The sequence below is a fragment of the Emticicia sp. 17c genome (assembly GCF_037153985.1).
GTDB lineage: Bacteria > Bacteroidota > Bacteroidia > Cytophagales > Spirosomataceae > Emticicia.
The window spans coordinates 58,748-72,356 of the sequence record NZ_JBBAYI010000005.1; the positions used below are offsets into that span (position 1 = coordinate 58,748).

Sequence of the window (13,609 nt, forward strand, 5' to 3'; positions counted from 1 at the left end):
TTTGGCTTAAGGCCGCTATAAAACTTACAGCAATGGACTTCGGAAAATTACAGGATATTTCAGGGGTAGATTTTACGCTTCCGCCTGAAAATCTGTTTACAGCTAGCATATTATCTTCGATTAATACGCCTGAAAACCCTGAGGTTTACATTGGCCCACCTATATGGGCTAATAAAGACTGGGTGGGTAAGGTGTATCCGTCAAACGCTAAAGAAAAAGACTTTCTGCATTATTATATCAGGCAGTTTAATACCATTGAACTGAATGTAACGCATTACCAAAGCCCCACACCAGCCATGATTAGCCGCTGGAAAGAAGAAGCCACCAAAGGTTTTAAGTTTTGCCCCAAGTTTCCACAGGCAATCAGCCACGACCGGCAACTGATAGGAACAGAGGCCCTGACAGCCGAGTTTTGCCACGCGGTTTTGCAGTTGGGTGATAATCTGGGGCGGACCTTCCTGCAACTTTCGCCAGCGTTTGAGCCTAAACAACTGAAAACCCTCGAAAAATACCTTAAATCGTTGCCGCCGGCTTTTCCGGTTTCTGTGGAGTTCAGGCATGAAAAATGGTTCAGTAATAAGGCCGTATGGCGGGAAACCTGCACGATGCTGGCCGAACTCGGCGTAGGAACGGTGATGTCGGACGTATCGGGGCGCAGAGATGTACTGCACATGAGCCTGACCAATAACAGCCTGATGCTGCGCTTTGTAGGGAATGAACTACACCCAACCGACTACACAAGGGCCGATGAATGGTGCTTGAAAATAAGTGACTGGATTAAACGAGGTTTGCGCCACATTTACATTTTTATTCATTGCGGCGACAACAAATATGCCCCCGAGCTAACAAGCTACTGGATAAAAAACTTAAATAAAAACGCTAACCTTCGTATACAGGAGCCTAAGATTACACCGCAGGTTGTACAGGGAAGCCTCTTCTGAAAAAATTCTTGCATTATTACGCGTAAGTCTATAACTTGCAGAAAATTATACTAAAGTCTTGAAGTTAAATTTTATATTATTTCACAAAGATTTTAGGAAAAAAGCCATTGAAAACTCAAAGATTTTTTTTCCTGACAAATTTAGCGAATAAATAAGCCCAGCATTTTGTTGGGTTTTATTTTTTTGCGCTGTTGGGCAAACGAAAAAAAACCAAAAACAAATAAAATCTTGATTATCAGCCAGTAGCTTGGCCGAAAACCCATTTTGAAAGTAAATCTAATGAAAAGCATTTTAGTGTATTGCGGTGCAAATACGGGTAAAAACCCCGCCTATAAACTAGCCGCCGAAACTTTAGGCAAAAAACTTGCAGAAAATAATATAAAACTGGTATACGGAGCCGGTAGTGTGGGCTTGATGGGCGTTGTTGCCGATGCCACACTGGCACATGGCGGGTATGTGGTAGGGGTAATTCCTGATTTTCTGATTAAAATGGAAGTAGGGCATAAAGGGCTTTCGGAACTACACGAGGTCGAAACAATGCACGAGCGCAAAGCCTTGATGGAAAAACTATGTGAGGGCATTATTGCGCTACCCGGTGGGTATGGGAGTATTGACGAACTCTTTGAAATACTAACATGGGCGCAATTGGGTTTGCACAGTAAGCCAATTGGTATTTTAAATGTAAATGGGTTTTATGATTTTCTGCTGAAACAGCTAGACCTTATGGTGCAAGAAGGCTTTTTAAAACAGGAAAGCAGAGATTTATTGCTCATAGCTGATAATGTTGACGACCTGCTTCAGAAAATGGATGACTTTAAGCCTGTTCCACACAAGAAATGGCTTAACCGAGGCGATGCCTGATAAGCATCGTTCTGTGTTTTGTAAGTAGCATCTTAAGGTTTTCAGGTAAAATACTTCATAGACATTTGGGGCTGCCTTACTAAGAGTATATATACTAAAGGTAGTATAAATGAGGCTTGTCAATTAGCCACATATATTAAAATTATAAACCTTCTCCTGCGCAAGCAAAGCCTGTAAACGCTCGGCTAATAAGAACGTCGTACCGATTTGTATATGGCATCATGACTTTTATTGACTTTGAGCCTGCTGTTGTATTTAATAAACTTATTTCCTGACTTGTCGGTCATGAAAAACAGGTCAGGGCAGAATCATCGAAAAAATGCTTGGCATAGCCATTTTAAAGCCCCACCCGCAAGCCCTTTTATTCAATAACGGATAATCTTCTCTTGGCCCTTCGTGTTTCTTGTAGCTTGTTAGGTCTATTACTGCATTCCAATAATAATGTATAGGGTATTCTCAGGCAAAAGTTTCAGCTTAAGCAACTGTAAATAATAAAATACTGAACAGGTATAGGGGGAGATGTTTTATTGAGTTGTCATGAAAAAGACCCGCAGATTGGTGTTTACTTCTGTAATGCAGACGTTCATCCTTAAAAAATTCTGCTTTATCATATAAAACTTTGAGTGCTTCACGGGCGTTAATAGTTTTGTAGCCAAACTATGTTTTGTTTTATTTATTAGCTTATAATACATTCACAATCAACGGTAATTACTTGAAAAAATCCAATTTATGAAAAAAATACTCCTATTTATTTTGAGTTTATTTTACTTCACTAATCTACACGCCCAAGATAAACTAACAGTAAGCGGTTATGTAAAAGATGCTGCTAACGGAGAGGGGCTTATTGGCGTTTCGGTATATGTGCAGGAAATGAAAACAGGTACACAAAGCAATACTTATGGCTTTTATTCGCTTACACTCCCCAAAGGCACTTACAATCTGGTTTTTACTTACATAGGATATGAAAAAGTGATAAAAACCATCGATTTATCGGCGCAGGATATAAAACTGGATATTGAACTGAAAGACGATTCAAAGGTTTTACAGGAAGTGGTAGTGAGTACCAAAAAAGCCGACGAAAACGTGAAAAGTCTGGAAATGTCGGTCAATAAAGTAGATATTAAAACTATCCAAAAAATGCCGGCATTGCTAGGGGAAGTAGATATTATTAAAAGTATCCAGTTTTTACCCGGTGTAACGTCAGTAGGTGAAGGAACCTCTGGTTTTAATGTGCGCGGTGGGGGTATTGACCAGAACCTTGTCCTGCTCGATGAAGCCCCCGTTTATAACTCTTCGCATTTATTCGGGTTTTTCTCGGTATTTAATCCTGATGCAGTTAAAGACGTTAAACTCATCAAGGGTGGGGTTCCGGCGCAGTATGGCGGTCGGGTGTCGTCTATTCTGGATGTAAGAATGAAAGAAGGCAATGCCAAGAAACCCCAGTTTTCGGGCGGAATTGGTAGTATTTTTTCAAGATTCACTTACGAACGGCCTATTATTAAAGACAGGGGTTCGTTCATTGTTGCGTTGCGCCGTTCTTATATTGATATTCTGGCAAAACCTTTCCTGAAAGACGACCTGAAAGGCTCGAGGTTTTATTTCTATGACTTTACGGCCAAAGCAAATTTCAGGATGAATGAGAAGAATACCTTCTTTTTATCGGGTTATTTCGGGCGCGATACCTTCGGGGCCGACTTTGGCTTTAACTGGGGAAATGCCACCACGAGTTTCCGCTGGAACCACGTATTTAATAATAAGCTCTTCCTGAATAATACGGTTTTTTACAGTAACTACGACTACGCGCTGCAATCGGACCTGAAAAAAGAAAACAAACAGGATGCTTTCCGCTGGAAATCAAACATTATTACGTATAGTATCAAGCCTGACTTTACTTACTACCCCAACACCAATAACACCATTACCTTTGGCGGGCAATTAACTTATTATACATTTAACCCGGGGCAGGCAGTAGCTATTTCGGGTGGTGTTGAAAGAGCCATTGGGCTGGCCGATAAGTTTGCGTCGGAAGCAGCTTTGTATGTAGGTAACGAGCAGAAAATCGGCTCGAAGGTTTCGCTTCAATACGGCTTGCGGTACTCGTTATATAACTACATGGGCAAAGGAACAGCACTACAACTAGGCGATGCCCCCGCCGCAGGCGAACGCCGCACCATTATAGACAGCAAGTCGTATGACTGGGGGCAGTCTATTCAGAAATATGGTAACTTTGAACCCCGCTTTGCTGCCAATATAGGGCTGGCCGAAAATAACTCTATCAAGCTGAGTTATAACAGACTGGTGCAATACCTGCATTTGTTGTCGAACACCACGGCTTCGTCGCCGTTGGATGTCTGGACTCCGAGCAGCAATAACATTAAACCACAGCTAGCCGACCAGATAGCACTGGGGTATTTTCATAATCTGGCCGATAATATGTATGAAACATCGGTGGAAGTGTACTACAAGAAGCTGTATAATCAGATTGATTATGTTCGGAATGCCGATTTGTTATTAAATCCGAACGTGGAGGCCGATTTGCTTTTTGGCGATGGCAGAGCCTACGGTGCCGAATTTTATGCTAAAAAAACCAGAGGAAAAGTAAATGGCTGGATAAGCTACACACTTGCCCGCACCGAGCGCAAAATACCCGGGCTTAACCAGAACAATTGGTTTCCGAGCAGGATTGACAAAACGCATAATCTGGCAGTAGTTGGTATCTATGACATGAACGACCGCTGGACTTTCTCGGCCAATTTTACCTTTAGTACAGGTACGCCGGCCAGTTTCCCGACCAATAAGTTTGTTTGGCAGGATATTGCCCTTCCGCATAATTATTATGATACCCGCAATAATTACCGGATTCCGGCTTCGCACCGACTGGATTTATCGGCTACCCGCCAAAACAAGCACGCACTTTTCGAGAAAGGCACTAGCGAATGGGTATTTTCGGTTTATAACGTGTATAACCGCCGCAACCCGTTCTCGGTATTTGTAAGGCAGAACGAGAACAACCAAACCCAGACAGAAGCCGTGAAATACGCCATTTTTGGGTCAATTATTCCGGCAGTTACCTATAATTTCAAATTTTAATAAATCCAACTTCCGTAATTCATATTTCAGATGAAAAATAACATATTAATTCTGTTCATAACCTTTGTTTCGTTGCTACTCGTCTCGTGCGAAGACGTAGTGCAGATTGAAGTGCAGGACGGCGTATCTCAGCTTAGTGTCGATGCCGTAATTACGAACAAAGCCGAACCGCAAACTATTAAGTTAAGTTTATCGCAGGCATATTTTGACAACTCGCCTGTAAAGCCCGCTTTAGGTGCAAGCGTTATTGTATTTGATGAAGACAGCGTAGCGTACGAGTTTGTAGATGTTAAAAACAATGGTAGCTATGTGTACGATGCCAAAACCAGACCGCTCAACAAGATTGGTAAACAATATGCCTTGTATGTAAAATACGAGGGCGAAGAATTTGTTTCGTTATCAAAACTGAACAGGGTTCCAAAAATAGATTCTATTGATTACAAGGTTGAGCGTTTCCCGATAAAACCAGAGAATGGCCCACAGGAAGGATTCTTGCCACAGTTTTATGCCACCGACTTTGAGGGCGAAGGCGATTGCTACTGGATAAAAGCGGCTAAAAACCATAAATATTTTTCAAAGTCGAGTCAGATTAGTGTAGCCTATGATGCCGGTTTTAGCCCTGGCTCAAAATCAGACGGGCTGTTGTTTATTTTGCCCGTTCGGTTGTCATTAGGGGGGGAGCTATATTCAGATAAAGATACCCTTACTGTTGACCTTCATTCTATTACTAAAGAACAATTCTATTATTTACAGATAGTGCAGCAGGTTTCGGCAAATGGCGGGCTTTTTTCTACGCCTCTCTCTAATTTGCCTACCAATATTATTAATCGCAATGCCCAGTCAAGCAAAAAGGCAATCGGCTTCTTTGGTATATCGGCCGTTAGTTCGATGGAGGTCGTGATTGATAAAAATAAAGCCAAACCAAAAGACTAACCGAGCATTTATTACAGTCAAAATCCGGCAGTATCTGAGCAATAAAGGTACTGCCGGATTTTTTGTTGGCTGTGCTGGCAGCTTATTATAAAGCTAGGCTAGCCGAAGCCTGAAAGAAGTTGATAGAAGCTAATGGCTCTTATAACTGCAAAATACCAGATTATATCGCAGAGCAGATTTAATTTATCAAACTTTTGCCTACTTTTATACTATTCATATCAATACTACCATAAAATTCTCATGAAAAAGTACTTCATCATTTACTTATGGCTCCTCTGCACAGGGTTTGTACTGGCACAGGACAAACCTAAACCCGCGCTTACTTGGAAAGACGTATCGAACTGGAAAGCCATTCCGGCTTTTGGAGGCACACAGCTTTCGTCGGACGGAGCATGGTTTGCTTACATACTGAACCCAAACGAGGGCGATGCCGAACTGGTACTCAGAAAAACCAGCGATACCACCCAAATCAAGTATCCTGTGGGAGCAAGTTCGTTTTTTAGTATGAGCTTTTCTGACGATGCCAAATGGTTCGCCTTTAAGGTTTATCCGAAAGATAAAGATAAAAAAAGTAGTGCGAAAGGCCCAGCACCCAAGCCATTGCCCGAAAAAGTGTTTTTAATTAACCTCTCGAACAAAAAGAAAACAGAGTTTGAAAGGGTAAAATCTTTTTCGTTCAACGGCGAGATGTCGACCGTACTGGCTTTGCACCTGACACCCGCCGGAGCCCCTGCTGGCCCTGATGCCGCCAAAGGTTCGGACTTGTTGCTGTTCGATTTGGCTTCGTCAAAAACACAGAATATCGGTAACGTATCGGAATATGCCTTTAATAAAAAAGGTGACTGGATGGCCCTGACAATAGATGCCGCCGAAAAAGCCGGAAACGGTGTATTGGTGCGTAACATGAACACCAACGTGGTGATGATTCTGGATAACGACAAAGCAACGTATAAATCGTTAAACTGGACTGAAAAAGGCGATGGACTGGCTTTGTTGAAAGGCATAAAGGACGAAAAATATAAAACAGAGCTTAACAGCGTTTTAGGAATTAAAAACTTTGGCGGAATGCCCGAACTGGTAAGCTACGAGCCTAAAAAAGATACAACGGCCTTCCCGAAAGGAATGACTATCAGCGGTAACAGAAGCCCGTTCTGGTCAGAAGACCTCAGCCGTTTGTTTTTTGGTATAGCCAAAACCGAGCTAGCCAAAAAAGAAACTCCTAAGCCTGCCGCCAAGAAAGATTCGGCCAGAAAAGACGGCAACGACCTCGACAAGCTAGCTAAAATAAAAGCCGATACCACTATTAAAACCCTCGACGACCTTGCCAAAGCATTAGCTAAAGCCAAACCCGACTCGAGCAAGAAAGTAGCTGCCGCAGCCCCTGAAGCAGATAAAGAAAAACCAGATATGGCTATCTGGCACTGGCAGGATAAACGTTTGCAGTCGCGCCAGCAAGTACAGGAAAATCAGGATAAAAACTTTAGTTTTGTTTCTACCTACGATGTAAACAATAAAAAGTTTATCAGGCTAACAGACAGCACTCTTAAAAGCCTGAACATTGCGCCTAAGCAACTATACGGCATAGGGCAGGATTTAACCAACTACGAACTGGATAATAACCTGAGCGGCCAGACATATACCGACATTTATGTGGTTGATGTAAATACAGGTAAACGTACAAAAGTGATAGAAAACCACTATGTACCTAATTTTCTGGCTAATCCTACTGCCTCGCCCGATGGCACTAAATTCTTGTACTGGAAAGCAGGTAGCTGGATGGTATATGACATGAAAAGCCAGACCTCACGCATTATATCGGATAAAGCCGCTACCTCGTTTATTGATGTTGAAGATGACCACAACGTGAGCAAGCCACCGTATGACGTAATGGGCTGGACAAACGACAGCCGCTTTGTGCTGGTAAGCGATGGCTGGGATGTGTGGCAACTATCGGCCGATGGCTCGGCTGCTCCGCAGAACCTGACAACAAACGGCAAGGCTGAGCAAATCCGTTACCAGAGCCGTTATGTGCTTGACCCCGAAGAAAAAGGAATTGACCTGACCAAAACGCAGTATTTCAGAATATATGGCGAATGGACCAAGAAAAGCGGCTTTGTTGCCCTCGAAAACGGAAAAGTAAAAGGCTTGCTATGGGAAGACACCGCCTTGAGCGGCTTAAACAAAGCTAAAAAAGCCGATGCTTATGTGTATACTCGCCAGACTTTTATAAGCCCAACAGACTATTACCTGACTACTTCGGCTGATTTGGGGAATGGCAAAAAAATAAGCGAAAATGCGCCTTTGATGAATAAATATGCGTGGTCGCCGTCGGTAAAACTTATCGATTATAAAAGCGATAAAGGCGATAAACTACAAGGAGCTTTGTTTTTACCAGCAGGCTACGAAGCCGGTAAAAAGTATCCTACAATTGTGTATTATTACGAAAAACTATCTCAAACGCTCCATAACTTCGCAAATCCGGTGTTTTCGGGTACGGGCTGGAGCCCAAGTATGTATACCTCGAATGGCTATGCTGTGTTTATTCCAGATATTGTGTATAAACTCAACGACCCGGGTATGTCGGCGGTTTGGTGTGTAATTCCGGGAGTAAAAGCTGCGCTTAAAACCGGAATCATTGACGAAACCAAAATTGGTATTCATGGGCATAGCTGGGGTGGGTACCAGACCAGTTTCCTGATAACCCAAACCAATATGTTTAAAGCTGCGGCAGCAGGTGCGCCACTAACCGATATGATTTCGATGTATAACCTGATTTATAAAAACAGTGGGTCGTCGAACGGAGCTATTTTTGAAGCCTCACAAGGGCGTTTGCTTCCACCGTGGGAAAACTGGGAGGCATACAACCGTAACTCGCCTTTATACCACGTAAAGAAAGTAAACACGCCTTTATTGATGTTGCATAACGATGCCGACGGAGCCGTAGACTTTACGCAGGGGATAGAATATTACAATGCCTTGCGCCGCCTGAAAAAACCAGTAGTTTTAATTCAGTATAAAGGCGAAAACCACGGGCTGGTAAAATTGCCTAACCGTAAAGATTACGCTGCCCGTATGATGGAATTTTTCGATTATCATCTGAAAGGTAAACCTGCACCAGACTGGCTTGAAAAAGGTATTGACCGCCTGACATTAGACGAACACCTCGATAAAAGGGTAATGGGCGAAGAATAACGCCTTTTAGGTATATATTATAAAAATCCTGTTGTGTATAAAACTGCAACAGGATTTTTGTTTTCAGGGCTTTATGGAGTGTCGGCTTAAAGCAATGTTACTTATTTTTCATAAAAAAAATCTTTAAAACTAGTTCTTTCAGGAAATGGTCTTTAATTTGTTACTTCAAAAATGAACCAATCTTTTACTGTTGTATGACTAACTTGTATCCTCCTCAACCCAAAATTACAGATTATTCTTTCCTGAACCCCTCGAAAAACTTTACCAAAAATGTTAGAAATGTGTTGTTGGCAATGGCGTTGTTTTTTGTTACTTACCTTTTGCTTATTGCGCTAGCCTTAGGGCTGCTTTATGTGGCTGTCTGGGTAGGGATAGGTATAATGGCTTACAGCATTAACTGGATTACTGTTGTCATAGGTTGTGGTATTATTTGTTGGGGTCTGATGTTTCTGGCGTTTTTGTTGAAATTTGTTTTTTCGGTGCAGAAAGATAATAACGATAGTCGGGTCGAAATTACAGCACAACAACATCCGCATCTGTTTGATTTTATTAATCGCCTGGCGGCAGAGGTAAAGGCATCTTCACCCAAAAAAGTTTTTATTGTGCCTAATGTAAATGCAGCCGTTTTTTATAATTCAAGTTTCTGGAGTATGTTTCTGCCCATAAAAAAAAATCTGGAAATAGGGCTGGGGCTGGTTAACTCACTTAATATAAGCGAATTTAAAGCGGTGCTGGCACACGAGTTCGGGCATTTTTCGCAGCGGAGCATGAAAATAGGCAGCTATGTGTATAGCGTTAACAGGGCAATTTATAACATGGTATATGAATATGACGAATGGGATAAACTGCTAGATAAATGGGTAGACAGTGGAGGTATTTTCAGCCTGTTTGCCCGAATTACACGCAAAATGGTAAGTGGGGTTCGCTTACTATTAAAAAGCGCATATAAGCTCATTAATATCCGTTATATGGGGCTTTCGAGAGAAATGGAATATAACGCCGATTTAATAGCTGTAAGTGCTGCCGGTAATGAAGCTGCTATTTCGGCACTCAGGAGGGTTATTTTTGGAGATGAGGCTTATAAGCGCGCCATTGACCAGCTTGCTTTTTTAATGAATAACCAGAAACGCACCGACAACATTTATGAAAAACAACTGGCCATGATTGAATACATGGTAAAAGATAAAAACCTTGTGGTGCGGAATCAACGGCCGGTATTGACCGACCATTATATGCAGACAACAGCCCCTAAAAACAGGGTTTATTTTAAAAGCCAGTGGTCGTCACATCCTGACCAGCAAGACCGCGAAAACAATATAAATACTGTGCATATTCAAGCCGAAGTGAATGAGGAATCGCCATGGCTTTTATTTAATAATGCCGAAAAATTACAGCGCGAAATTACAAAACGATTTTATGCAGAAGTAAAAGAAAATGAGGATAATACTACCGAAATTATTAACAAAACGGCCTTTCTTTCGAGTGTGGACGAACGGTACGAGCAGTACAAGTACCCGCCTGTGTTGAGGCATTTTTATGATGACCGATTTTTGTTTGAAATTAACCTTGATGCGCTTGAGTTGCAGGATGAATCAGTGGAAATGGTGGGGGTGTTCAGCGAGGAAAACAAAAAACTGCTCGATGTCTATTACCGAAACCTTGAGGATAAACAAGTGCTGGAGGGCATTAGAGATGGGCATATAGAAACGCAATCGTTTGATTTTGACGGAGAGAAATACAATAAAGAGCAGGCCGAGAGGATTTGCACACAACTGGACCAAGAAATTGAAGAGCAGAAACAGAACCTTGTAAAGCTCGAGAATCAGGCCGCAAGGCTTGGGTATCAGGAAGCTGTAAAAAAAGGTAATGCGCCGGAGTTTAAAACAAAAATTGAAATCTATATGGTTTTAATGGAAAAACTTAAAACGGTTGATGTGTTCAGAGAGCGAATAGAACAGCTTACAAACTATATCAGGGCTAATCTTCCGTTTGACGAATACAGCATACTACCCGTACAAGAGGCTATTAATACCTTATACAAGGATGTTTTGCAGGAACTGGAGGCAATGAAACAAATAACAATGCCAAAACAAATAAGAGAGGCTTTTATTGGGGAGTCGTTTCATGAATATGTGCTGAATGAACCTCTGGAAGCAGCCGGAAACGGCTTGTTTTCGTTTGAAAAATTCAACAGGTTTTATAACCAGCTATATTTGATAAACCAGCGAATTAATTACGCCTGTGTAAATGCCTTACGTGACTTTATTTATTTGCAGGGCAGCCTTTTTGAAGTGTCTGATAAATGAACGGTATAATTCATAAAAAATGCCCTCTCGTACGAAAGGGCATTTTTTATAGTATACACGCAATTTATTTGATTCTGAAAGCGGCTTTCATTTTATAGCTTAGCTTTATTTTCTGATACTCAAGGGTGCTGTCGTCCATAGGGGCCATATCTCCGGCAGCCATCATTCTTGTGTTTGCCAGCATAGGGCGAGGTGAATAAAACTGGTCGTCAAGCTCTTCAATGAGTAATACTTCTCCTATTTTTTCATTGATAGAATCGAGCAGGTATGCTGCTTTTTCTTTGGCAGCCTGCAAGGCTTTTATTTTGATTTCTTTTCTGTATTCTTGTATCTTCGAGTGGTCTACGTGGTCAATGGTTACGTATTCGATGCCTCGGTCGTCAACTCCATCCAGAATTACGTCTGACTTGTAAAGATTATTCATTTTCAGAATATACCTTTTGCTTTCCAGAAAAAACTGTGGCTTTTTTTTGTCGACCCAGTTACGGTAACCAGCTACTGTTCCGATTGTGAGGTTTTCACGCGGGAAGCCAGCCTTCGAGATGGAAGCAATGAGTTGTTTTTCCAGTACATCAATAGATACTTTGTCTTTCTGGTTTTTTTCATCTTTGAAATATTCCTTGAGCGAAATAGCAAAATAAATTTCGTCTGGTACAATTTCCATTTCGGCGGAACCTGTTACGTCAATTTTTTTGATGGGTTCTTTTTCCATTTTGTCTTGTGCCTGAGTATTAAATATAAAGCCTGAAAGCAGGAAGGCGAAAATCAGTCGTTTCATTGTTTTTAGTTTTATGTTAAGAATAAACGTTGTGTTTCGCAAGCATAACGCAATAGCCTGAACAAATGTTACATATCAGGGCAGATAAATAATAAAGCTCAGCACTTAACGATTAAACTGTAAACGTTGCCCGCGGTGGGTTTCATCGAATTTGCCATTAGCGAAAGCAATGTTACCCGAAACAATGGTATGCGTAACTTTTGAGCGGAAATTGGCTCCTTCAAACGGCGACCACGCACATTTACTGTATAGACTGTCTTTATCTACTGCTGTGTTCTGGTTCAGGTCTACGAGGGTCAGGTCGGCCCAGTAGCCTTCTCTGATATACCCCCGACGGTCAATCTGGAAACACTCTGCCACGGCATGAGCCATTTTGTGGGCAATTTTTTCGAGCGATATTTTGCCATCCTGATAAAACTCAAGCATAACATTAAGCGAGTGTTGCACTAATGGTAAGCCTGACGGTGCCTGCCAGTAAGACTGTTGTTTTTCGTCCCAAGTGTGTGGGGCGTGGTCGGTGGCAATAACATCGAAGTGGTCGTCGAGCAAAGCCTGAAAGAGTTTTTCCCGATGGTTATGTTTAATAGCCGGATTACACTTAATCTGATTGCCCAGTTGTTTATAGTCTTCGGCATCGAACCATAAATGATGCACACAAACTTCTGACGTAATGTGTTTCTCGGCAATAGGCCCCGACTGGAATAAGGGTATTTCGTCGCTGCTCGAAATATGCAGAATATGCAAACGGGTTTTGTGTTTTTTGGCTAGTTCTACGGCTAAAGACGATGATTTATAACAAGCCTCTTCGTTGCGGATAATGGCATGAATATCATACGGAGGGTTGTCTGCATAAAGGGTTTTGTATTTTTCCAGATTGGCTTTTACTGTGGCTTCGTCCTCGCAGTGTGTAGCAATCAAGGTAGGGAAATTGGCAAATACTTTTGATAACACATGGGCGTTATCGACCAGCATATTTCCCGTCGAACTCCCCATAAATATCTTTAAACCGCACACATTCCGAATATCAGTCCGCATTACCTCATCGTAATTATCGTTTGAAGTACCCATGTAAAAAGAGTAATTGGCCAGCGAGGTTTCGGCGGCTATCTGGTATTTATCGGCTAGTAGTTCTTGTGTGAGTGCATTAGGCACGGTGTTGGGCATTTCCATGAAACTGGTGGTTCCGCCGGCTATGGCTGCCTTTGCTTCTGTATAAATAGTGGCTTTGTGGGTTAAACCCGGCTCACGAAAATGCACTTGGTCGTCAATTACGCCCGGCAGCAGGTATTTACCAGTGGCATCAATCATGCGGTTGGCTTTCAGGTGGGCCAAATCTGGGGCAATTTTCTCAATAAAACCATCTTTAATAAACACATCGCGTGGTTCAATTTTACCTTCGTTCACCACAAGGGCATTTAATATAAGAATTGTCATAAGGTGCTGGTTATAGTTTCAGGGACGAAATTAATAAAAATAATACGAGCAAAGTCTTTTTAGGAAAGATATTG

At 41.9% G+C, this 13,609-nt stretch carries 8 protein-coding genes; 6 read left to right on the top strand and 2 right to left on the bottom strand.

Annotated features, from left to right (window positions below; genetic code table 11):
* Window positions 1-32: 32 nt before the first annotated feature.
* From WAA15_RS11700 to WAA15_RS11725, 6 genes are all read left to right on the top strand, one after another.
* A complete protein-coding gene (locus WAA15_RS11700; RefSeq protein WP_337042936.1) occupies window positions 33-941 on the top strand; it encodes a DUF72 domain-containing protein in 909 nt (302 codons plus the stop codon).
* 279 nt (window positions 942-1,220) lie between these two features.
* On the top strand, window positions 1,221-1,802 hold the full coding sequence (locus WAA15_RS11705; RefSeq protein ID WP_337042937.1) for a TIGR00730 family Rossman fold protein: 582 nt from the start codon (window positions 1,221-1,223) through the stop codon (window positions 1,800-1,802).
* 729 nt (window positions 1,803-2,531) lie between these two features.
* On the top strand, window positions 2,532-4,892 hold the full coding sequence (locus WAA15_RS11710; protein ID WP_337042938.1) for a TonB-dependent receptor: 2,361 nt from the start codon (window positions 2,532-2,534) through the stop codon (window positions 4,890-4,892).
* Between the two features lie 30 nt (window positions 4,893-4,922).
* A complete protein-coding gene (locus WAA15_RS11715) occupies window positions 4,923-5,825 on the top strand; it encodes a DUF4249 domain-containing protein (protein ID WP_337042939.1) in 903 nt (300 codons plus the stop codon).
* A gap of 240 nt (window positions 5,826-6,065) precedes the next feature.
* A complete protein-coding gene (locus tag WAA15_RS11720) occupies window positions 6,066-9,017 on the top strand; it encodes a S9 family peptidase (RefSeq protein WP_337042940.1) in 2,952 nt (983 codons plus the stop codon).
* A 194-nt stretch (window positions 9,018-9,211) separates the two neighbouring features.
* Window positions 9,212-11,323, top strand: a complete 2,112-nt coding sequence (locus tag WAA15_RS11725) for a M48 family metallopeptidase (RefSeq protein WP_337042941.1) — start codon at window positions 9,212-9,214, stop codon at window positions 11,321-11,323.
* A gap of 64 nt (window positions 11,324-11,387) precedes the next feature.
* Here WAA15_RS11725 and WAA15_RS11730 read toward each other — a convergent pair whose 3' ends face one another.
* Together WAA15_RS11730 and WAA15_RS11735 are read right to left on the bottom strand one after the other, a co-directional pair.
* Window positions 11,388-12,101, bottom strand: coding sequence for an SIMPL domain-containing protein (locus WAA15_RS11730; RefSeq protein WP_337042942.1), 714 nt, complete (start codon window positions 12,099-12,101; stop codon window positions 11,388-11,390).
* 105 nt (window positions 12,102-12,206) lie between these two features.
* Complete coding sequence (locus WAA15_RS11735; protein ID WP_337042943.1) at window positions 12,207-13,535, bottom strand: dihydroorotase; 1,329 nt, start codon at window positions 13,533-13,535, stop codon at window positions 12,207-12,209.
* Window positions 13,536-13,609 lie beyond the last annotated feature (74 nt).